The organism is Pseudoalteromonas sp. DL2-H2.2, from assembly GCF_021532535.1.
GTDB lineage: Bacteria > Pseudomonadota > Gammaproteobacteria > Enterobacterales > Alteromonadaceae > Pseudoalteromonas > Pseudoalteromonas rubra_A.
The window spans coordinates 1-23,609 of the sequence record NZ_JAKGBD010000007.1 but is presented as its reverse complement, the minus strand read 5'-3'; the positions used below and the strand labels follow the sequence as shown (position 1 = coordinate 23,609).

General features: G+C 47.3%; 17 protein-coding genes. 8 read left to right on the top strand and 9 right to left on the bottom strand.

Annotation, left to right across the window (positions count from 1 at the left end):
• The first annotated feature begins 148 nt into the window (after positions 1-148).
• Positions 149-1,993, top strand: a complete 1,845-nt coding sequence (locus tag L1285_RS13165; RefSeq protein ID WP_235412708.1) for an ABC transporter ATP-binding protein — start codon at positions 149-151, stop codon at positions 1,991-1,993.
• A gap of 459 nt (positions 1,994-2,452) precedes the next feature.
• On the opposite strand, the gene L1285_RS13160 is transcribed toward L1285_RS13165, so the two are convergent.
• Positions 2,453-3,055, bottom strand: a complete 603-nt coding sequence (locus L1285_RS13160) for a TetR/AcrR family transcriptional regulator (RefSeq protein WP_235412707.1) — start codon at positions 3,053-3,055, stop codon at positions 2,453-2,455.
• 460 nt (positions 3,056-3,515) lie between these two features.
• Between L1285_RS13160 and L1285_RS13155 the strand changes: the two genes are divergently transcribed.
• The 4 genes from L1285_RS13155 to L1285_RS13140 all read left to right on the top strand — a co-directional run bounded on the left by L1285_RS13155 (position 3,516) and on the right by L1285_RS13140 (position 14,447).
• Complete coding sequence (locus L1285_RS13155) at positions 3,516-4,691, top strand: efflux RND transporter periplasmic adaptor subunit (RefSeq protein WP_235412706.1); 1,176 nt, start codon at positions 3,516-3,518, stop codon at positions 4,689-4,691.
• 4 nt (positions 4,692-4,695) lie between these two features.
• Positions 4,696-7,869 carry an efflux RND transporter permease subunit gene (locus L1285_RS13150; RefSeq protein WP_235412705.1) on the top strand — a complete coding sequence of 1,058 codons (3,174 nt, stop codon included), beginning with the start codon at positions 4,696-4,698 and terminating at the stop codon, positions 7,867-7,869.
• Between the two features lie 496 nt (positions 7,870-8,365).
• The gene (locus L1285_RS13145) at positions 8,366-10,069 is read left to right on the top strand and encodes an AMP-binding protein (RefSeq protein WP_235412704.1); all 1,704 of its coding nucleotides are present in this window, start codon (positions 8,366-8,368) and stop codon (positions 10,067-10,069) included.
• A gap of 235 nt (positions 10,070-10,304) precedes the next feature.
• A complete protein-coding gene (locus L1285_RS13140; RefSeq protein WP_235412703.1) occupies positions 10,305-14,447 on the top strand; it encodes a hybrid sensor histidine kinase/response regulator in 4,143 nt (1,380 codons plus the stop codon).
• Positions 14,448-14,489: 42 nt separating this feature from the next.
• On the opposite strand, the gene L1285_RS13135 is transcribed toward L1285_RS13140, so the two are convergent.
• The 5 genes from L1285_RS13135 to L1285_RS13115 all read right to left on the bottom strand — a co-directional run bounded on the left by L1285_RS13135 (position 14,490) and on the right by L1285_RS13115 (position 16,974).
• Positions 14,490-14,933, bottom strand: a complete 444-nt coding sequence (locus tag L1285_RS13135; protein WP_235412702.1) for a GNAT family N-acetyltransferase — start codon at positions 14,931-14,933, stop codon at positions 14,490-14,492.
• Positions 14,934-15,017: 84 nt separating this feature from the next.
• Complete coding sequence (locus L1285_RS13130; protein ID WP_235412701.1) at positions 15,018-15,338, bottom strand: hypothetical protein; 321 nt, start codon at positions 15,336-15,338, stop codon at positions 15,018-15,020.
• 122 nt (positions 15,339-15,460) lie between these two features.
• Complete coding sequence (locus tag L1285_RS13125; RefSeq protein ID WP_235412890.1) at positions 15,461-15,751, bottom strand: TonB family protein; 291 nt, start codon at positions 15,749-15,751, stop codon at positions 15,461-15,463.
• Between the two features lie 454 nt (positions 15,752-16,205).
• A complete protein-coding gene (locus L1285_RS13120; protein WP_235412700.1) occupies positions 16,206-16,613 on the bottom strand; it encodes a hypothetical protein in 408 nt (135 codons plus the stop codon).
• A 91-nt stretch (positions 16,614-16,704) separates the two neighbouring features.
• Complete coding sequence (locus tag L1285_RS13115) at positions 16,705-16,974, bottom strand: GNAT family N-acetyltransferase (RefSeq protein ID WP_268836067.1); 270 nt, start codon at positions 16,972-16,974, stop codon at positions 16,705-16,707.
• 144 nt (positions 16,975-17,118) lie between these two features.
• Between L1285_RS13115 and L1285_RS13110 the strand changes: the two genes are divergently transcribed.
• The 3 genes from L1285_RS13110 (at position 17,119) to L1285_RS13100 (ending at position 19,900) form a co-directional block, all read left to right on the top strand.
• The gene (locus L1285_RS13110; RefSeq protein ID WP_235412699.1) at positions 17,119-17,298 is read left to right on the top strand and encodes a hypothetical protein; all 180 of its coding nucleotides are present in this window, start codon (positions 17,119-17,121) and stop codon (positions 17,296-17,298) included.
• 516 nt (positions 17,299-17,814) lie between these two features.
• On the top strand, positions 17,815-18,519 hold the full coding sequence (locus tag L1285_RS13105; protein ID WP_235412698.1) for a response regulator transcription factor: 705 nt from the start codon (positions 17,815-17,817) through the stop codon (positions 18,517-18,519).
• On the top strand, positions 18,503-19,900 hold the full coding sequence (locus L1285_RS13100) for a sensor histidine kinase (RefSeq protein WP_235412697.1): 1,398 nt from the start codon (positions 18,503-18,505) through the stop codon (positions 19,898-19,900). Before L1285_RS13105 ends, L1285_RS13100 begins: the two co-directional genes overlap by 17 nt.
• A gap of 34 nt (positions 19,901-19,934) precedes the next feature.
• Here L1285_RS13100 and L1285_RS13095 read toward each other — a convergent pair whose 3' ends face one another.
• The 3 genes from L1285_RS13095 to L1285_RS13085 form a co-directional block, all read right to left on the bottom strand.
• Complete coding sequence (locus L1285_RS13095) at positions 19,935-21,692, bottom strand: hypothetical protein (RefSeq protein WP_235412696.1); 1,758 nt, start codon at positions 21,690-21,692, stop codon at positions 19,935-19,937.
• Between the two features lie 193 nt (positions 21,693-21,885).
• On the bottom strand, positions 21,886-22,587 hold the full coding sequence (locus L1285_RS13090) for a DUF6058 family natural product biosynthesis protein (RefSeq protein WP_235412695.1): 702 nt from the start codon (positions 22,585-22,587) through the stop codon (positions 21,886-21,888).
• A 321-nt stretch (positions 22,588-22,908) separates the two neighbouring features.
• Positions 22,909-23,609, bottom strand: a 701-nt coding sequence (locus L1285_RS13085; protein ID WP_235412694.1) for an IS30 family transposase, incomplete at its 5' end; no start/stop codon positions are given.

Below are 23,609 nucleotides of genomic sequence, written 5' to 3'. Positions count from 1 at the left end.
TATTTCACTTTTCCCAACTTGTCACTTGGTTTTCAGTCGTATTCTGCGTTATAAGTACGCAAGGCGTGTGCGCTTTTTCTGAGCAAACCTACGAACACCACATTAACGCGCAGGGTCAGCCCGGCACTGTCATCATGCAGGAGGCAATATGCTTAAATTTTTCGAACGATTCACCGACCCATTCCCAGCGCGACCAGCGACACAACCCCCACAAGGCTTGCTGGCGTTTTGCCGGTTTTATACCAAAGGCATGGAATGGCCACTGTTGTTGATGTCGCTGTCGGCTGCCATCCTGGCTACGCTCGAGGTGATGTTGTTTGGCTTTATGGGCACGCTGGTTGACTGGATGCAGGCATACACGCCCGCGGAGTTGTTCGAAGTCAAGCGCCAGGAGCTCACCGTTATGGCCGTGATCACTTTGGTCGGTTTGCCCGCCCTGGTATTTTTCCACAGTGCGATACTGCACCAAAGCCTGTTGGGTAACTACCCTATGGCCATACGCTGGCTGGCCCATCGCTATTTGCTAAAACAAAGCATCTCCTTCTATCAGGATGAATTTGCCGGGCGCATTGCAACCAAAGTCATGCAAACGGCCTTGGCCATCCGAGAAGCGGTGATGAAGCTGCTGGATGTGCTGGTTTACGTTATTGTGTACTTTGGCGCTATGCTTGCGCTGGTGAGCGACAATGACATGAGACTCATGATCCCACTGCTGATTTGGCTGGCCTTGTACATAGGCATGCAGTTTTATTTTGTCCCCCGGCTCAAACAGGTTGCCAGTAAACAAGCCGATGCCCGCTCTCAGATGACAGGCCGCGTGGTCGACAGCTACACGAATATCACCACAGTGAAGTTGTTCTCATATAATAAGCGTGAAGAAGTCTACGCCCGGGAAAGCATGGACCTGTTCATTCAACCTGTCTATGCCCAGATGCGACTGTCAACCCAGTTAAACGTCAGTATCCAGACGCTCAACTTCCTTTTAGTGTTCAGTGTCGCCGCCGGTTCTCTCTATTTGTGGTCACTCAGCGCCATCACCAGCGGTGCAATTGCAATCACAATTGCCCTTGCGTTGCGCCTTAACGGCATGTCACAGTGGATCATGTGGGAAGTATCCAGCCTGTTTGAAAACATCGGCACGGCCATTGACGGTAAAAATACCTTAGCCAGACCATTAGACGTGCAGGATCTGCCCAATGCGCCCGCACTACAAGTCACTCAGGGTGAGATAAAGTTTACCGATCTGCATTTTGCCTACAAACGGCAAAAACATGCCGAGCAGCATGCGGTTATTCAGGGACTCAACCTGACCATCTCACCAGGAGAAAAAATCGGTATCGTTGGCCGCTCGGGCGCAGGTAAATCAACCCTGGTTAATCTGCTGCTACGTTTTTACGATGTTCAGCAAGGCAGCATTGAAATAGACGGGCAAAATATTGCAAAGGTCAACCAGGAAAGCTTGCGCGCGCACATTGCCATGGTCACCCAGGATACCGCGCTGCTGCACCGCAGTGTCCGTGATAACGTGCTGTATGGTCGACCCGATGCCAGCGAAGCCGAGCTGTTGGATGCAATTGATCAAGCGCAGGCTAGTCAGTTTATTGAAGGGCTTGAAGACAGCCTGGGTAATACCGGACTGGATGCCCAGGTGGGTGAGCGTGGTGTTAAGCTGTCAGGGGGACAACGCCAGCGTATTGCCATAGCACGGGTGTTGCTAAAAAATGCCCCTATTCTGATTTTGGATGAGGCAACCGCGGCACTGGACTCTGAAGTGGAAGCTGCTATTCAGGATAGTTTAGACAGTCTGATGACGGGTAAAACCGTGATTGCGATTGCCCACCGCTTATCGACCATTGCACAAATGGACCGCCTGATCGTGATGGATCAGGGCCAGATTGTTGAGCAAGGCACACATGATGCCCTGTTGTCACAAAATGGCATCTACGCAAAATTATGGGCGCATCAGACCGGCGGGTTTATTGGTGTTGAATAATACAGCTGAAGCAGGCGCGTTATTTAGTGCGCTCTGCTTCTTGAATGCCTTTTCGTACCGCAAACTTGACGATGCGATATATGATATAAAATGGGAGTGATATTAAAAGCACTGTGATTAGTAAAGTGACTAAAGTACCAAAAATTCCCAGTCCACCTATTGCCATATTAATAGTCCTTTTTTTAAGTTCGCCTAAACAGATAAAGCTCGTGGCAACTACTCTACGCAATCGCGTATCGTTCAAATATCATTGAGCCCGCTGTTTTTGAGAGTGAGGGCTGAACACAAAACACACAACCATTTCGTAACTGCTTGAGCATAAGGTGAAACAACTGTGGTGACAGCATAAAAGAAGCCAACAAAGACATGATTAGATTTGCATTTTCTACACGGCTTCCTTACGCAATGCAAAAGTATAGTAACCAATAAAGCATAAAAATAAAACATTAAAGGTACATACTAACCCCCAGTAGCAACACCGTGGCAAAATAGCTTACAGGCTTGATCGACAAATTCGTCAAGCACGTCCGTCTGAAGTGGTGCCTGCCAGCGAATAGCCTGATCCCAAAATGTCAGCCGCTTTAGCGCGCCCCAGAAAAAAGCCGCTGCAAATGGCGCTGAAAAAGTGCCCAGACATCCGGCACGAGATGCCTCTTCAAACCACAGGCTCATTGATGCCTCGCATTGGCTGAATTTACAATTAAGCCTGTTAGCCTGCGCCTGGCAGCGCATAGATTCAATCATCACAATGCGCGACAACTTGATGTAGTCTTCATCCGCCAGCAGAGAAACGGCACTTTCGGCCAAATGGCGCAGCTGAATTTCAAAGTCGTAGTTGGGAATAAACTGAATGGTCGTAATGGGCTGTATTCTTTCGATTAGAGAAACAACCACAGCATCAAACAGGGCTTCTTTGGTCGCGTAATGCTTATATAAAGTGCGTTTGGATACCCCTGCTGCACTACAAATTGCCTCCATAGTGGTGGCCTGCAGCCCCCGCTGAGCAAACTCCTCTACCGCTGCGCTTAGTATTGCTTGTTGTTTTTCAGTAAGCTCGGTCATCGACTCGGACATCTGTGTAAAATTAACAGTAGTTTAACTTAAAAAGGGCTAATGTGAAAGTAAACGCTTCCGTATATCGCCTTATCAAAAAAGTACACGATACCGTTTACCTAATAAAAAATTAGGTATACACTTGCGTATACTTGCAATATTGTCGATTCATCTCAGCACTATATCGCTGACATAAACCACATTTGATAAGCAGCTGTTAGTGCTTTAACAGTGATGCGGTTTGGCCTGTTATGGTGTAGACAGCCCACCGCACGACAACCTATTCACTGATTTCAGGATTAGATCGAGAGTTACTAAATCGGCACACGTAATTATAAAAGCAGTGCTACACTTATTCGATTGGTTTGTGAACACGTCAGCGAATAAATGCAAAAGTAAACCCAATAAATCAGAGGCCAATCCGTCTCTTTTCAGGAATAAAAAATTTTAATCAGGATTTGGAGTATACATGTATCCAGCCCATAAAAGCAGTCGTGTAGTACACCTGGCAACAGCGGTATTGTCTGCACTCGTAATTTCCGCCTGCTCCGAGGCACCGCAAGGCCAAGGTGGCCCGTCTATGCCACCCGCGCAGGTAAGTATCAACAAGGTCACAACCCAGAGTGTGCCATTTAATATCGAGCTGCCAGCAACCCTGGCAGGCGATAAAGAAGTGGAGATCAGGGCGCGCGTGTCGGGACTGATTGAGTCCCGAAACTTTGAAGAAGGTCAGTATGTTAAGGCCGGGCGATCTCTGTTTACCATTGAGCTTCGCCCACTTCAGCTTGAACTTGAAAAAGCCGAAGCAGAACTCAATGCCGCCAAGGCCAATGTGGCACAGGCTAAGCGCGAAAAAGACCGCCTTGAACGCCTTAAAGACGAACGTTCAGTGTCAAAGCGCGATTTCGATAATGCCGTATCTGCGTACGAAGTGGCCATCGCAAACCTGGACTCCGCCAAAGTAGCACTCAGTGAAGCACAGCTTGATCTGGAATATGCTCAGGTTAAAGCGCCTGTTTCAGGTATCATGGGTCGGGAGTTTGTCTCGCAAGGGAGCTATGTCTCTGGCCCCACCGTACTACTGAGTGAGTTGACTGACACCAGTATGATGCGCGCCCGCTTTGGCTTTTCCGAGCGAGAGCAGCTGGCTATGCGCCAGGATGTCGAAAATGGTACGCTCAGCTTGCCCAAAAATAACGAGTTCAACGCCACCATAGTGCTGCAGGACGGCTCTGTCTACACGCACTCCGGCAAAGTCGATTTCTCGGATGTGCGAGTCAATCGCTTTACCGGTACCAGTGAGCTCCAAGCCCGCATCAATAACCCTGACGGCGAACTGCGTCCAGGTCAGTTTGTTCGTGTTCGCCTTTCGGGCGCGGTGCGCAATAATGCTATCGTGTTGCCACAGCGTGCGGTGTTGGATAACGGCACAGGCAAGTTTGTCTATATTGCAACCGAGAACGAGCAAGGTATGACGGTTGCTTTACCCGCTCCTGTTGAGGTGGGTGAATGGGTGAATTTAGATGGTAAAAATATGTGGGTGATACGACAAGGCCTGACGCCCGGCCAACCCGTGATCATTGAAGGTATGGCAAGGATCTTCTTCCCTGGCATGCCTGTTGCCGTGAGCGGTGAAGGAGAATAATTGTATGTTCTCTAAGTATTTTATCGATCGCCCGATATTTGCCTTTGTGATCTCCATTGTCATTGTACTGGCAGGTCTGGCAGCAATGCGCACCCTGCCCATTGCACAATATCCGGAGATTGCGCCGCCTCAGGTTCAGGTAACCGCCTTTTACCCTGGTGCATCTGCTGATGTGTTGGAACAAACGGTTGCAGCCCCGATAGAAAATGCCATCACCGGGGTTGAAGGCATGATGTATATGGAGTCGACCAGTACCAGCTCCGGCACAACCACTATTACCGTCACCTTTGAAATTGGCACCGACATTGACCAGGCCGCGGTCGACGTCAACAACCGGGTCAAACAGGTTGAAGCGCGTTTGCCGGAAGAAACCCGCCGTCAGGGCGTTGTCGTGGCGAAAGGCTCCTCCAGCTTCTTGCAGGTTCATGCGTTTTATTCGCCTGACGGTACGCGTTCCAGCCTGTGGACGTCGAACTATGTCACCATGAATATTCTTGACCGCATCAAGCGTATACCTGGCACCACCAGTGTACAAATCTTTGGTGCCAAAGATTACGCCATGCGTGTGTGGATCCGCCCCGATTTGATGAGTCAGTTAGGGGTAACCGTCGAGGAGATCACCGCAGCCATCCGTGAGCAAAACTCACAGTATGCAGCGGGTACTATCGGTGCCACACCTACCAGCAGCCAGCCACAGGAGCTGGTGTACAGTGTGACAGCCAAGGGCCGTTTGTCTACGCCTGAAGAGTTTGAGGCGATTATTATTCGCGCCAACCCGGACGGCTCAACCCTGCGCCTTAAAGACGTAGCAAGTGTTGAGCTGGGTTCCAAGGATTACAACTTTGCCGGTACTTTCAATGGTAAAGAAGCAGTATTGCTGGGCGTTTTCCTGCAACCGGGCGCCAATGCACTGGATGTAGCAAATGAAGTAGAATCAGTGATTGCTGAGTTACGTCAGCAATTTCCGGTCGGGCTCGACCACGGTATTCCATACGATACAACCCGTTTTGTTGAGGTGTCGATCCGTGAAGTACTGATCACGCTGGTTGAAGCCATGGTGTTGGTATTTTTGGTGGTATACCTGTTCTTGCAAAACTGGCGCGCAACGTTAATTCCGACTCTGGCAGTCCCGGTTTCTCTGCTTGGTACTTTTGCCGGCCTGTATATGTTGGGTTACTCCATCAATACCCTGACACTCTTTGGCATGGTGTTGTCTATTGGTATTGTGGTCGACGATGCCATCGTTGTTCTGGAAAACGTTGAACGGATCATGCACGAACAACACCTGAATGCCCGCGAAGCCGCCATCAAAGCGATGCAGGAAGTCAGCGGACCGGTGGTCGCAATTGTACTGGTGTTGTGTTCAGTGTTCGTCCCCATCGCATTTTTGGGTGGATTAACCGGTGAGTTATTCCGACAATTCGCCATTACCATCTCGATTTCGGTGAGCCTGTCGGGTGTAGTCGCACTGACCATGACTCCGGCGCTGTGCGTAATGATCCTCAAGCATGAGCACAAGCAGACTGCAGGGTTTTTCCTGTGGTTCAATAACTGGTTCCAGCGCGTCACCGGCCGTTATGTCGGCTCCGTGAGCTTTATGATCCGCCGCGGCCTGCTTGGCCTGGTGCTTATGGCTTCGATGGTTGGCGCAACCGTGTTTATCTGGCAAAAAACACCGGGATCTTTGGTTCCGGATGAAGATCAGGGCTTTTACATTGCTGCCGTTTTCCTGCCTGATGGTTCATCACTGGAGCGCACCGCTGCAGTCGTGGAAGAAGTGGTTGCAGCTGCGCAGTCTAACCCGGCCAATGAAAACGTGGTGGCCTTTACCGGTTTTGACTTTATCGGTGGCGGTTACAAAAACAGTGCAGCGACCCTGTTCATCACACAGAAACACTGGGATGAGCGCGAAATCGATACTAAATCTCTGGTTGGTGAGCTGTTTATGAAGACCGCCGGGATCAACGAAGCGCTGGTGCTGGCCTTCAACCCCCCTGCCATTTTTGGCCTGGGTACCACCGGCGGCTTTGAGGTATACCTGCAAAACAAAGCAGGAACCGATCCTGAGCGCCTCAAACAAGGCATGCAGATGCTGATGGGCGAAGCGCAAAAGAGCCCCATCCTGGCCGGTATTCAGACGCTTTGGCGACCAGATGCACCACAGCTGAAAGTCCATATGGACAGAGAGCAGGCGCGTGCGATGGGCGTAAACATCAACTCGGCGTTCAACGCTCTGGCTGCCAACCTGGGTAATTACTACGTCAACGACTTTAATAAGTTTGGTCGTGCCTGGCAGGTGTTGTTGTCAGCCGAGGCTGAGTTCCGTATGTCACCTGAAGATGTTGGTCGCATTTATGTGAAAAACAACCGGGGTGAAATGGTCCCTATTTCGGCGTTCACTGACATTGAATACAGCCGGGGTCCGGAAACCCTGCAAAGGTACAATAACTTGTCGGCCGTTAAGCTGATGGGTAATGCCGCACCCGGTTACAGCTCTGGCCAGGCCATTGCTGAATTTGAGCGTATCGCTAAACAGGTTCTGCCACCGGATATGACCTTTGAGTGGACGGCATCCGCCTACCAGGAAAAGCGCAGTTCAGGCACAACTGGTCTGGCACTGGGGCTGGCCGTTGTGATGGTATTTTTGATCCTGGCGGCGCTGTATGAACGCTGGTCATTGCCTATTTCGGTGTTGCTGGCACTGCCCTTTGGTACCTTTGGTGCGCTTATCTCAATCTGGGTTGCAGGTTTGACCAACGACGTTTACTTCCAGATTGGTCTGGTTACTTTGCTTGGCCTGGCCAGTAAGAATGCCATTCTGATCGTTGAGTATGCGCTGATGAAGACACAGCAAGGCTGGAGCCCGGCTGCGGCTGCACTGGAAGCGGCAAGACTGAGATTCCGCCCCATTATTATGACTTCACTGGCCTTTATTCTGGGCGTGGTGCCGCTGGTACTGAGCTCAGGTGCTGGTGCGGGTGCACGTCATAGTGTTGGCACCGGGGTGATGGGCGGTATGCTCGCAGCCACATTCCTGGCCGTGTTCTTCCTGCCGCTATTTTTCTATTGGTTGACGGCAAGGCGTGTGGCAGAGAAACGCACCAAGCACGAGCTTTGCGAAGAAATTGCCCAGCAGCACAAAGCTGAGCACGTAGATACTAAAGAAGATTTGGCATAAGCAGCCAGAACGTATAAAAGCGCCGGTGACTCAAAGAGCACCGGCGCTTATGTTTATGAAGACAAAAAGATTAGTCTGACGTTTGCTTTGAAGCGTTTTGCTGAGGAGTATCAGCAATCAACAGTTGCTCAGGATCACTTAACGATTGCAGCGCCGCAAAGTCGCTTTGGGACAATTTGAACCAGTAACCCTCAATACCCGCTTTACGAACCCACTACTGGTCATCCTGGCCCGCCAGGCCATAACGAGACAACATGTCGTCGTTACCGACTTCAAAGCGGGCGGCAACCTCTAGTTAAGATGCAACAGCGCTTTTTTAGCAACACACTACATGCGATTAGCCTTTAGTCTAATTTCATGTCATTTCATCGGCTCTGGCTTGCATTAGGCACCACTTTATTATTTCTTAACGTTATAGCTTATTACTTTTTCAGGCACACTGGTGGATTTAGCGGGTATGCCTGGTAGCGAGCACACTGACAACAAGGAATAGATAATGACAACATCAGTAAATAACCCGGCGCTTAGCTATCATCGTGGCGTGTCTAACCCGCCCTTGCTTGACTACACCATTGGTGATTACCTGCAGCATATTGTTGAGCAATATGGCGAACGCGACGCCATTGTGGTTCGCCATCAGCAACAAAGATTAAACTACCGCGACTATCTGGCGCGCATCGATGAACTAGCCGCCGCCCTGCTGCATTGTGGGATCCAGCCAGGCGATAGAGTTGGACTCTGGTCACCCAATAACCTTGAATGGTCGCTGGTGCAATTTGCCACCGCGCGGATCGGTGCCATTATGGTGTGCCTCAATCCGGCTTACCGTCCTGCCGAGCTGGAATTTGCGCTCAATAATGCAGGCTGCAAGATGATCATTATGGCCACCCAGTTTAAGCACAGCCACTATGTTGATATGCTCAAAGAGCTGGCTCCCGCACTGCAAAGCTGTGCATTTGGGGAGCTGGAGGCACCGCGCTTGCCAAATCTTACGCATGTTGTTGTTATTCCTAATCCCGATGAGCCAACTCCCGCAGGCCTGTGTGAGTTCAGTCAATTACTGGCACTGGCGAGCATGAAAGACTATGACACGCTAAAAACCATTGCCACCCAATTAAGCCCAGAAGACGCCATTAATATCCAGTTTACCTCGGGGACTACTGGCAACCCAAAAGGTGCAACGTTAACCCATCGCAATATTCTCAACAATGCTTACCTGGTTGCTCAAGCCATGCAACTGACCGAGCAGGATAAACTCTGTATTCCGGTGCCTCTGTATCACTGTTTTGGCATGGTGCTGGGCAACCTGGTGTGCCTCAGTCAGGGGGCCTGTGCGGTGTTCCCCAACGACGCATTTGATCCACTGTTAACATTACAAACCGTCGAGGCCGAGCAATGCACCGCGCTACATGGCGTGCCCACCATGTTTATCGCGCAATTGGAGCATAAGCAGTTTAATCAGTTTGACCTAAGTTCACTCAGGACCGGGGTTATGGCCGGTGCCACCTGCCCGGAAAAGGTCATGCGAGATGTTCAGACCAAAATGCATATGACGGACATCTTAATTGGCTATGGCCAGACTGAATGCAGCCCCATTAACCATATTACCGAGGTTTCTGCCCCACTGATTAAACGGGTGACGACGGTTGGCCGGGCCATCGCCCATACCGAGGTCAAGATCATGGACGAAAGTGGTGAACTGGCCCCGAGGGGCATACCCGGTGAAGTGTGCGCCCGAGGCTATGGTGTGATGCAAGGTTACTGGCAGGACGATGCCAAAACCCTGGCAACCATAGATACCGAAGGCTGGCTTCACTCTGGCGATCTCGGTGTAATGGACGACGAGGGTTATGTAACCATTGTAGGTCGCATCAAAGACATGATCATCCGCGGCGGCGAGAACATCTACCCCAGAGAGATTGAGGAAGTTTTATATCATCACCCGGATATACAGGACGCCGCAGTATTCGGCATAGCCGATGAAAAATATGGCGAAGAGGTCTGTGCCTGGCTACAACTAAAACCCGGGCATTACATAGCTGAAGAAGCAGTGCGGGATTATCTTAAAGATAAACTCTCTTACTTTAAGGTCCCCAAACACATACGTATCGTTGAGTCTTACCCGATGACAGTCACCGGTAAACTGCAAAAATTTAAAATGCGTGAGGTGATGGAACAATCCCTCAGCGAAATGGCTTAAATATGGGCGACGTGTCGCCCTCTGTCCAAATCTGCAGGCAGTAAAAAGCAAAGCTATTTTAAAACAAGACAGGGCCTGATCAGGGCCCAAATCGCGATCGCTGCGGATAACGTAGGCGAGATGGCGCAATAATCTTTTTACCGTACAAACAATCAAATGCATAGAAATTAAGCGCAAATTCAACTAGCCTAAGAAAACGAGTTGCATTTTTAAGCATTTTCCATGGTTGCCAATCATGCATGTGGGTAAACGGTTTTTTTTCATCCGTCTGGTTGTCGCCATGATGGCTTTGCTGCCTGCGCTGTGTTTTGGCGATATTCCCACACTCGCCAATCAGTACTCAGTAAAGAAACTGACCGCAGAGGACGGCTTTGTCTCCTCCGAGATTTACTCTATCATCCAGGACAAACAAGGCCTGCTGTGGTTTGGCACCGCCGAAAATGGCGTAATGCGCTACGATGGCCGTCAGGTGACCCTGTTTGAATTCGATGGCCAGAGTAACACGGGGTTGTCGCATAATGATGCCGGCAACCTGATGTTAGACCGAAATGGCGACATTTGGATCGGCACCTGGGGCGGCGGTGCGAATCGCTATAACCCCAAAACGGGGCAATTCGAGAACTTTCTTCACGACCCTAAACGCATCGACTCTATCTCTGCCAACCGGATCCAATCTTTATATCATGATCTGGACGGTTCAATCTGGTTAGGCTCTTATGATAGCGGCCTCAACCGCTATCTTGGAGAAAACCGCTTTGAGCACATCAAAAAAACTTCAGAGCCGGCCATAGGTCTATCTCACAATCGAATATGGGATATCGGGAACGATGGCATGGACCACCTTTGGGTTGCAACCAGTTATGGTCTGAACCGCTATGATAAGAAATCAAAAAATGTCGAATACTTTTTCCCCGATCCAACCAATACCACCCCAACCGGCACCAATGAGATCAGACACATTTTAAAGACGTCGCACAACAAACTCTATGTTGGGACTCAACAAGGCCCCTTTCTCTTTGACCCGGACACTGGTGTGTTTAGCAAAATTGCCCCAAGCAGCGGTGCCCATTTGGGGCAAGTTAACTCCATGATTGAAGACAAAGACGGCTATATCTGGTTTGTTACCAGTAAAGGAGTATTCAGAAAACACCCGTCAAATGCGGAATTAGTTCAGCTGGACCTTGAACACAACAGCGGCATGCGGATTATTTTTGAGGACAATGCCAGAACCTTATGGATCACCAACGAAGTGCACGGCATATTTAAGTTGGTGCCGCATCGTAAGTTTAAATCCATCAACAGCTCAATGCTCAGAGCGCCCAACGGTATTACCGCAGATAGAAACGGCGACATACTCATAGTGAATTCGACCTCGCACTTGCTGAGGTGGGATGTGGCATCACAAACTCTGCACCCGCTATCGGCGCCACTGTTTAACGCCTCCAATGGGTTTAGCGAGAACCGATTGCTGGAGCGGCCGGTGCTCCACCTAGACGGAGAGACAACTTTATGGATAGCGCAGGATGAAGGCCTGGCAAAGTTTAACCTGGATACGCGTGCTGTTGAGCTGATCCGCTACCCACAAGACGACCCAAACCATCGGCAGTTCAGAGAGATCAGAGCGCTGGCCGTTGATAAGCAAGGCGACCTGTGGGTAGGCACCTATAAAAACGGGGTCTATATTTACAGCCCCGATTCAAACACATTCCGGCACCTCGACGCCTCTTACGGCTTGTCTCACCCTGAAGTTTTAACGATATACAAAGACAACACCCATAACATGTGGGTTGGTACTGGCAATGGTGTCAATTTGTGGCTGGAGAAAGAGCAAATTTTTCAGCCCTTTGTGAATAACCCCTATCGCGAAGATAGCCTGCTTGGCAGCATAGTGCAGGACATCTATCAGTCGCAGGACGGCAAGCTCTGGATTGCGACCCAGCAGGGTCTTAATCTCTATCAGGCTAAAACCAACAACTTCGTACACTTTAGCACCCAAAACGGCCTGCCCAGCGATCTGATCCGTGCCATCTCGGACGATCAACGTGGCAATTTGTGGTTAACCACAAACCGGGGGGTCACTCAGTTTTCGCCATCAAGTGGCAAAGTCAGTAACTTTGACAGCCACAATGGCTTACTTGGGCTAAATTACTACCCCGACAGCCTGGTTAAAGCAAAGCGAGACTTGCTGTTTACCAGCAGCCAGCGCGGCATCGAGTATTTTAGTACACGGCCTTTGCAGTCCACCCTTAAAGACCCGATACTCATTTTGACTGGCTTTAATAAAATGGGCCAGCCCGTCAATCTTGATAAGCCCTACTCCTACGTTACAGATATTGACCTGTCCTACGAAGATTACATCTTCTCCCTGGAATTTGCCGTGCTCGATTTTGTATCCCCCAATAAAAACCAGTATGCCTATAAACTCGAAGGTTACGACGACAACTGGATTGAAATCGGCAACCGCAATACGGCCACATTTACCAACCTGGATGGCGGTTCTTATACATTCCAGGTCAAGGCAACCAACAGTCGCGGCGAATGGAGCGAGCAAATTTTATCGGTTAACCTGCATGTTGCCCCGCTCCCCTGGAAAACCTGGTGGGCCTATACCTTATATGGCCTGGCGTGTGCCCTGGTTATTTTTACCGTGATTTACCTGCGTACTCGCATGCAAAAAGCAGAATTAGAGCGGCAAAAACAGTTTGTATTGCAGCTGGAAGAGCAAGTTTCGGAGAAAACCGCTTCCTTACAATCACAGGCCAAAGAGCTTGAATCCGCACTAAAAAAAGCAGAACAGGCAACCCGGCTAAAATCTGAGTTTCTGGCCAATATGAGCCATGAAATAAGAACACCGATGAACGGTGTGCTGGGTATGCTGGAGCTGCTTAAACACAGCGAACTGACACCGGAGCAAGAACATTCGGTGGGCATTGCCAGTAACAGCGCTCACTCTCTGCTCAGTCTGATCAACGACATCCTGGACTTTTCAAAAATAGAAGCCGACAAACTGGAGCTGGATTTCATCGATTTCGATATCCGGCAGCTGTTTGAGCAACTTGCCGAATCCATGGCCCTTGCGGCACAATCAAAGGGAGTCGATTTGGTGCTCGATTTAACGGGTATTGAAACAGCCATGGTTAATTCAGACCCAGGCAGGATCCGCCAAATCGCGGCTAATATTTTAAGTAATGCAATTAAATTTACCGAGCAAGGTGAGATTATTCTCAGTGCATCACTGGCCTGCCCCAAAGATAACCATCAGGCAGTGCTGACCTGCCGAATTCAGGATACCGGGATAGGTATTCCCGAGGAGATGCTCTCAAGCCTGTTTGACTCCTTCACTCAGGTTGACGCATCAACCACCAGAAAATATGGTGGGACGGGCTTGGGGCTGAGCATCACTAAACGGCTCTGTCAGCTGCTGGGAGGCGATGTGTATGTAACAAGTAAGGTAGGTGAAGGAAGTTGCTTCGAGTTTACCTGCATGGTTACTAAAGGTGCACTTCCGGAGCAAGATCCCCCCTCATTTGAGCCCGACAATTTACACGCGCTGATAGTTGACCCGCAAACCTCGAGCAACGCAGTCATCAAAAAACAACTTGAGCTGTGGCAAATTAAAGTCAGTGAAGCCTCCAACGCAGAACAGGCACTGCAAGTGCTGAGCGACCAATCTGTTGATATTGTATTCTTCAACAGAGCACTACCCACATTGAACTACGAGGCCATGACTCAGCAAATCAAACAAAACCCTAAGGTTAGTCATATTAAGTTAATCATGATGACCTTACTGGATGAGCAGTTCGACGCAATAGAATCTAGCTCTGTCCCCCTCGATGGCTATTTCACAAAACCAGCCACACAACAGGATTTGCTAAAAGCACTGTCTACGGTCAGAGCACAAACCGACTACAACGCAGAAGAACAAAGCACTGACAGCCTCGGTGACAAAGATGACCATACTGCCTATGCGTGGGCAAAACACACCCGTGTACTGCTGGTTGAGGACAACAAAGTGAATCAGCTGGTTGCTGTGAGGATTTTAGAGCACCTGGGTGTTACAACTGACATTGCGGAAAATGGCCTGGAAGCGCTGGAGAAACTGCGCGATGCTGACGAAGCACAGCCATACACCCTTGTGCTGATGGATTGCCAAATGCCCAAAATGGATGGCTATGAAGCCACCCGACGTATTCGCACCTCACAAGCCGGCAGCCTTCAGGCCGATATCCCCATCATTGCCATGACCGCAAACGCCATGCAGGGCGACAAGCAAAAGTGCCTGGATGCCGGAATGGATGACTACATCACAAAACCCATAGAGCCCGCCAAAGTCACAGAAAAGCTTGCTTACTGGGCGACCAAAGTCACGATAACATGAGTGCCCTGTTCATTGATTGTATAGATGCGTGATAGTCCTTTGTTAGGTGCCAGTTCTTTGCATTTTATTTGCCGTTACAGCCATAGAATTGTAGGTGGTTTCGAATGTTTCAGTGATCACAAAGCCAAACTTGCTATACATTTCGATTGCAGAAGAGTTTGAAGCGGCAACATACAAACTCACTTTTCGCGAAGACAGAGCAACTAAATGCTCAAGTAAGTCTTTGCCAATGCCTTGCCCTCGATGATCAGGGTGCACAAATAACGCTCTGATTTCTGACCCGAAGATAGCGCAAAAGGCAACTACAGACTCAAGTTCATAAACAAATATTTGAGATTCAAACAACAGTTCATTGCGGACTTTATCTTCTGACAAAGGCAATAAAGTAAACGTTGCGCTTTCCCGTGCTAGCTCATCTAATTTAGACAGATTGTATATTTCTTCAATGGACTGAAAATCGCCCTCTGCGTATTTCCTTATGTGCATTTTTACCTCTGACGAATAACGCCCAGTTCGATGGACGAATGCATGCTTGGCTAGCCAAGCTTTTTGGGCATTTTGAGAGACTTATTAACTGTTTGCTATGGCTGCAAACAGAGCTTCTTTGTTTGGTTTTGATATTTCGCAAAATGTAATGCCAAAAGGCAAAACCCAGAAGTAGATAGGTTTGATGCGAAGTTTATATATTGCATGTTCTTGTTCTATGAACTCAAGTTTGAGTTTGTAGAACCCTGAGTCATAGAAGATGTTGTTGTCTTCTATTCTAAGCTTATTTACAGGTGCATCAAGGTAAAAGTTAATTTGCATGCCAAAGATGGGGCTGATTTTGTAGTGAGTAAGCCCGTTCTTTTCGTACAACTTTGAATTAGCAGTGCCTAACGGTATATTCATATGACAGTTAACGCTTTACTTGGGGCAATCAATAGTTGGCTAAACTCACGCGAAGCGCCAAGGCAACGATTAATTGTCCCAGTAAGTATACAAACGAACCTGAGCAACTTGTTACAACCCACCTACTCAAATTTGTCAGAGTCGAATTTAAAAGTTATGTCGAAGCAGCGCTCTTCATACTTTGACGAATTAAACTTCCACTTTTTTAACGCGCGAAGTGATTGCCTATCAAAAATTCTCCTTGGCTGAGAATGAGTAATTTGGTGTTCAACAACCTTACCTTCGCTATTCACTGTTACTCTAAAGTCAACATTACCAAAACCTAAGAATCTTTCGGAATGTATCGGCCATTTAGGGTTTACAACTTCAATTAACGCGAATTTTTCACCAATGCACGAATCTACCTCATACATTTCGGTATTAACAAATGATACTAAGGTTGAAGCTAAAACTAACTCGATCATCACTAGCGCTCAGGAGGTACCCATTTCCAAACTCAGACCCCAATTATAGGACAACCGTTGATTGGGTGTCTGCATTTACTTATGCATTTACTTACCGATAGGTCCCTAACGAGTACAGATAACGCTGGATGTCCATGTAGTAGCCCTCCACATAACAGCCCCATTCAAATAGACCAGCAAATTAGGTAATTTTCAGTAATGACTAATTAGAACAGATAACACTGGGTGTCGACGTATTTCTCCTTTTACAAGACGTAAAAAACAAAACGAAGATTGGCAGTATCAGCAATTTTGATAGTTTCATTGTGTACCTTACGACATATAAATGGGCGTATAAATGCTTGGCTCAAACTAATGAAAAAAGAGCACAAGCCAAGCGTTTTGCGCCTTTTTGAGTGACTTTCTAGCTGCCGATTCCTGGCAAACCTTTTGATACATGTAATACATCAGCCACCCACGAGCCTTGTTCCTGACTAGATAAGTAAACAGATGAAGTTTGGCCTTTTAGCTCTAAAATTTGGTGCGACACATCAGTAAACACAAAGCTCAATTCTTGGCCAATTAAATCACGCCAAACATTCCAGTCAGTCGCTTCAACAATATGATCAGGTTCGTGAGCGTTAAACCTGATAGATTGAAAACCAATACAATATTGAACAGGCTCGTAGCACCAAGAGAAATAAACCTTTTCACCAGATTCAAATTCCAAATATATTTCACGATCTATTTCGTGTGAATCTGACTCCGATTCCCCTTTAAGCGAACCGAAGTCAACTTCATACAATTCGTAAATTACACGTTTAAGTTTCATAGGCAAATAACGCCGCCGTGTGGGGCCCTCAGATATTCATATTTAAAGTCAATGTGATGGACACTTTATGTGTTTTCTCTGCCTTTACTTTTTAAGCCAGACTTTGCCACTCACTTCGTAGCAAAGAATATATATTCATATCAACATGCTGACCATTTACGTAGTTAGCACTACGAGAAACACCTTCTTTTTCAAAGCCGCACTTGATAGCAACTCGCTCTGATGCTGTGTTACGTGTGTCCATTCGGATTTCAAGTCTGTTAATGCAATGCCCTTTGAACAAGTAACTGGACAAAAGTGAAACAGCTTGGCTAATAATACTGTTACCACAGCACTTACACCGAGTGCTACCGATTGCCAAAAAATACAGCTTTAAATTATCGCACAAATTGAGTAGGGTAAACCAAGCGCTGATCTTTTGTTGAGCACATGTTAATCGTGTGCGCTACGATCAAGGCTCTATTTGTAGATTACCAATAATGTATCCGGAATAAGGAAATATAAAATGAAAGTACAACTAAAAAAGAAAAACCTAAAAACACTGAACAAAAGCAATCAACTTGCAAACCAAGCAACGCCGCTAGTTGCAGGTGGTGCAGAAATCTCTATCTATCCACAATGCAGACCAACAAACCCAGTTATTTGCTGGACAGATGGCACCTGGCACGGTTGTGTTACTAAATAATCATCACTGATTATCATTAACGCTTAGGTTTTAAGCCCAATCACCTGCGCCTTTGAAGGTAAGCTTTAATTGCTCTTAAAGGTGCAGTTTTGTATGTGCGTTGCTAATCGAGTTGAACCTGTCTCCCTTACCAAAACAGGTAAGGCTGGGTGTCTGTGTTTTTGCCCCACTTTACGCAACAGAACACTCGCATTCACTTACTAAAACCCCATAGAAGGAGCGCATAACACTGGGTGTCTACGTATTCTCTGCTGGGTGTCTACGTATTCCTTGTGTAAAAGTACGACGCTTTCTGGTCATAGACACCTCTCATTGAGTGGTAATAATACCACCTAAAATAGTGCCCGGTTTTATTGAATCACAACAATAATCACTTTATTGCGCCACTACCTTCCCCCCTTGAAACAACAAAAATTCATATGGTATTCTTTTTGGCTGGTTTAGAATGGATGTTGAAAATTCAGGTGTTCGTCACTATGGGTGGCAGGCCTCTTACAGAGGGAAGTTTCCGGGTCAATGAAATCCAATACTCGTATTATTTATGTTGAAGATGAGCAAGAGACCGCTGATATAGTCAGCGCCTATCTAGTGCACGCAGGTTATTGTGTATCTCACTTAACCACTCATAAAAGTGCGCAAAAAGCTTTATACGAAGAGAATTTTGACTTGGCCATTCTGGATATTGTGCTGCCTGATGGCAGTGGTCTGGTGCTACTACAAAATGCAGTTGCGCAAGGTGTGCCAAGTATTTTGTTGTCGGCCAAAAAATCCGAATCAGAGCGCATAGAAGGGTTCAGATTAGGGGCAGATGACTACGTCTGCAAGCCATTTAGCCCGAGAGAACTGACCTACAGAGTAAAGGCTCTGTTGAACAGGCTAGGTCCAGCCAAAGACAATCACACGCTTTATTTTGACGGGTTACAAATAGATCCTGACCACCATACTGTAACACTCAACGACGCCCCTATCCGTTTCACAAGCCTTGAGTTTGCGCTGTTATACACAATGGCAAGCAACGCCAATACAGTTTTCTCGCGTGACAGGCTGATCACTCAGACATGGCCAAATGCATCCGACATTACTGACAGGGCAATAGACACACATATTGCGAACCTGCGCAAAAAGCTCAATGACGATCGACAAAACCCCACCTGGATCCGGACTATTTATGGTCAGGGCTATCAGTTTATTGCGACCCGGCTCGATGAAACTACAAACTAAACTACCCCTGGTCGTGGCGGTGTGCACTGTCGCCCTGCTAGGCAGCTACTACCTGCTTTCCAGCTTCAGTGCTAACAAGGCAATTATTAAGTTTGATAGCAGCGCACTCATTACGCTTTCGCGTGCATTCACCCAGGAGCTTGAGATGTTTCAGTCTATCAATGCCATGGAGCCCCTCGACTCACAAACTGAACTGATTACATTGTTAGAACAAACTTACCCAAATCATTACTTTATCTTGCTCATCAACAGTAAAATCGCACAAAATACATTTCGGCATCATGGCTTTGAACTAGAGGTACTCATTTCATCTCCCAGTCATCAGTTTACTGTGACAGATGAGAATAAGACGCTCGTCATGCAGGCATTTATGGAACCTGCCCTGGTACAAGTCGGCCACCAGCGCGCGCAAGTACTGTGGTTTTCCAAAGACATTCTGACACAGCATAGTCAGGATATCGATATGCGTGCTTTGTTGCACAAGGACTTTGCCTATTGGCTCGCAATACTTTCTTTACTGGCTGTGATCGTGTCATGGCTCAGCGCGTGGTACTTTTTAAAACCCATAAAATCTTTAGGTCGTGCCTTCAAGCAAGTTGAATCGGGCGATTATCACGCAGAGCTAGACCATGCAGGCAATGATGAATTCGCCACCCTTATCACGCGCTTTAACCAAATGGCGGCTGAGCTTGCAAAAACCACCGCACAACGCGATCAACTCACGGCTGATCTGGCCCACGAGCTCAGGGCACCTCTGACCAATTTAAGAGCGAGAATCGAGGCCATCCAGGACGGTATGCTGCCCGCCGAACCCGTTCAATTTAATAGGCTGATAGGCCAGACCGTCTCAATAGATAATCTGATTGAAGACTTACATGCGCTCAGCAGTGGTACTGCCTTTGTGACCACTTTGGATATGCAACCCCAACAACCGGCAAACCTTGTCAAGGACTTGTGTGAAGCATATCGGCCATTGGTTGAGCGAAACGGAATGACCCTCTTTTGCGAATGCACCGACAATAGAAAGGTAATGCTGGATGCCCAGAGACTGAACCAGGTGCTGTTAAACCTGATTGAAAATGCGATAAAATACGCAGCTCAGGGCGGCGAAATCCGGCTTATTGTCGCACCAAAAGAGAGCCAGCTTTGTATCCATGTTATCGACAAAGGGTCTGGGGTTGACCCCAATAGGATAGAAGATATTTTTAATCGTTATTATCGTGATTCTGGCCAGCAAGACACAAAAGGTCAGGGCCTGGGACTGGATATTTGTGCCCGTCTCATCCGTCAAATGGATGGCAATATAAACATAAAAAGCAAGCCCAACGAGGGTGCCTGCTTTACGTTAACATTTACTGTTTTGGAAGGTAATCATAGTTAGTTTGCCTGATAAACAGATTTATCAGGCATAATGCTTATTGGCTGTCGATTGATATTGCCATCATCTCACCCCCTGCGCCTTGCACAACAACATGGAGCTCCGACACCGCATCGATATAATATTCATTGCCAAGGTAGCCATGCCAAAGCACGCCTGAAAACACTTTGTGTGCATCGTGGGCCGATAGAAGCCATAACTCTCCTGTTGCATTCGTGCCACTGGTGTCACCAACATAACCCAGTAAATAGCCACCGTGCGCTGCAGCCTGGGTTGAGACCTTACTGTGATTTTGTGGGAAGTAAAAATCCTGATTCCGCCAGTTTGGCAGCACCACATAAATGTCCTTATCGGTTGCCAGCCTCGCTTTTAATCCTGCGTGGTTTACTGCCACATCACCACTTTTGATATAACGTAAGCGACCAAATTCATCTCCCTCATTTGCCGAGCCGACCAATAACGTGGTCAGGTCGCCTCCCAGCCAGTTAACAGGTTCAGTGTTTAGTTCGTCTAAATCAAAAGCCACCGTTCCCTCAACGTCGTTGATTTTAACATTGAACTGCTTTACCTGATTGTTCTGCAAGTAGAACAAGTACTGATTTTGCTGGCTATCTTCCCAAAGTGTTACATCACCCACATTTTCGTACTCAAATACCGCTTCATGACGGTAAGGCAGCACAGTGTCCAGATAATTCACCAACAAGTTACCCTGCTGGCTATAGCCTGCAAAAAAGTTGCGCCCATCGTAGTTAAAAGCGGGCAATAAGCTGGGTACATCTATTTGCTCAGAAATCACTTTAGGATAAACATACTCGCTGCCTTTGATTTGACCCAATGCATGACCCCCTTCGTCCTTATTGAGGTTAAAATACAGGTTATCATTATTCTGTGAGAAACCACCTGAGATCTTCATATCATCATACATGCCAACCGTTTCCCACTGACCGTTCACGAACTGCGCAATCTGGTTATCATCACCGCCGACAGGAGAAGACAACGCATAGAGTTTGCCTGTGTGCGCTTTTACCGTGTATGCATCAAAGCCAAAGTCAACAACCTCGGTGGGCTGACCATTTTCAAAGGCTAATTTGTGAACCGTGTGCACGTTGTCGTCCCAGCTGGTAAACCATACCCCCTCATCGAACCATTCATAGCCCTGCCTTATCAAGCGCTTATTTGTATTCTCCCAGACAATTTGCGACTCTTGATTATCTCGTGATATCGCCAGTTTTTTACCAAGTAAACCGACAGTCAAACCTTCGCACACCAGCTGATACTCTAACCCCGGCTTTTTCTCAGCCAGTGTACACGTCTGTGGTCCCTGTAAATGTTCAATGCTTGGCGCGACACCTGGCTGATAATCAAATACAATCGCTTCTGAATTAAATGGCAGCACCATGTCACCATAACGAATATCTAGTCCATATGCAGGGCCAATATCAGCATGCACCTTCACCTGACTGGTTACACAGTTTACCGTTAACTCATAAGTATGTTTTTCACTTTCCTTTATTTCGGAATCACACTGTATCGCAATAGACGATACCTTGATATCTGGCGCTTTAAACTGTTTTCCTGCCTGCGTAAACTGATAATCTTGTTCAGCACTCAACGTTTCATTGTGTCCCATCCATTGCAAACCCACTGTGTCAAAGTCTCCTGACGTGGTTACGTTCAGCAAATATTGATGATGGTCATCACTTTTGCTCTCAGGAGGAAGTATTGACTTGGGCGAATCGCCACACCCCGCCAATATACACAGGCTAAAAAGGCTGAAACCTAAGGAATAATGCATAGTAAATCCTCGATAGTTATGATTGATAAGTCACTTTCGATGCTGCGTCAGTATTAGCCTGACAAAACAGTGACTTTAAAGCACTGCGTGTTTTCACACGCAGCAGTACTGGTAAGTCGTCACTGAAAGCGCTTGTAATTAAATAAAAAAGCAATTTGACGCTTTATTCAGCCCTCAGTGTAATGGCCAATTGTCAGGGAATTATCAGGGTGGTGCCGTTTTGTGAGTTCACTTCAGGCAAGATGTTAAATGAGACAGTATGATCGGCCAGCCCGTGCATGGCCCTGAGCTCATCAACTAATCGCTGTCTTGAGCTGTGCGCTCGCTCGTGAGGGGCAAACGGAGCACTCACACCATCTAACAAGTTAACGGCAAAGGTAAGCACTTCACGATCTGCCTGGTTTAGCGTTTTTAGTTCGCACAGTTCGTTGATTTTAATAATGGCAAACTCCTTGGCGGCAATGTCCTCAGGTAAACCTGTTTTAGTACATAAACCATAGGTGCCATTTAAAAAGTGCTGCCATTCATCTGCAATATGGCTCGACAAAGAAGTCGTTAATTTGGGGTGAGTGAAGACATAACCAAGGCAATTGAGCCGCTTAAGCGTTTCGCGGTAACGAGCAGAGAACTGCGCATATATCTTCGTCTGATCCTGCTCATTCAAAACGATATTCAGCCACGATGCATAGCCCTTTGCGTAGTAACTCAGGGTTTGATTTTCTTCAAAATGGCCAAAGAAGGAGTCGCACGCTAAGTTTACCTTGAGCGTATAGGAAGCCCGAGGCATCAATTGACTTTCCTGAAACGCTTTCAGCTTTTGCTCAGAAGTGCCGACCACATCAAGTAGTTCCTGCATCGTATAGAATGTTGTATTAAGGTAGTGGTATAGCTCCACAGTTATTGCTCCTTTATGTCCGGGCCCATTGCTTGTAGTGATCAACTGAAATAAAAAATTGAACAGGCTGCTTTCTTTGCCGGGGAGCATACCTAACCAACCTAAACGATGCTTCGATGGTGGTCGTACTATGACTTTAGATACTATCGCTATGGAGGTGAGAATCAGCCAATCACCAATACAGTCATCAGCGTGGCTATATGACGGAAATCTGTGACTATATGATATATGACATGATATATGACAGACATCCATCCCAAGGGGGATATATGGTATATGGCAGACACCCATTCCAAAACTTGTCGCTCTTACTTGGCAGGTTCAACTTGGAAGTGCACCAACTTTTTCATTATAGATTTCAAATGGAGTTTTGTAATCAAGGCACCTCCTGGGCCTTGAGTTTAAATTATGCTCTATTTCTTGAATCTGTTTGTTGGTTACAGTTGAGAAATCAGTACCTTTTGGCAGATACCTTCGAATTAGGCTATTTATCTGCTCAACAGCTCCTTTTTCCCAACTATGGTAGGGCTGGCAAAAGTAAGAATCACACTGCAATGTCCCGTTTATCTTTATGTGCTGGGCATTTTCAGACCCATTGTCATAAGTAATCGATTGAACAAATCCGGTGGGGTGTGAACTTAGCCGTTTTATTATTGCATTGCTTGTTACTAATGCACTCTTTGAGCTTAGCTTGGTTATATGCACTAGCCGTGTTGCTCTTTCTATGATGACATTCAGTGCCGATTTCTTGTGCTTAGATACTACGGATTCGCTCTCCCAGTGGCCTAATTGAGAGCGCTCATTTATAAATGTGGGCCGTTCCAGGATGCTTGTTTTCATTGAGCATTTTTTGCTATATCGACGTGATGGATACTTTTTTCTGCGCTTTTTGTGCTTTCTAGCCAAGCACGCTATGAGTGCAGGAGGCGAACTGTAAACGAACTGATAGATTGATTCATGGCACACATAGGGAACTTCATTAGTAAGCTTGAGACGTCCTGATATAATCTGAGGGGACCAGC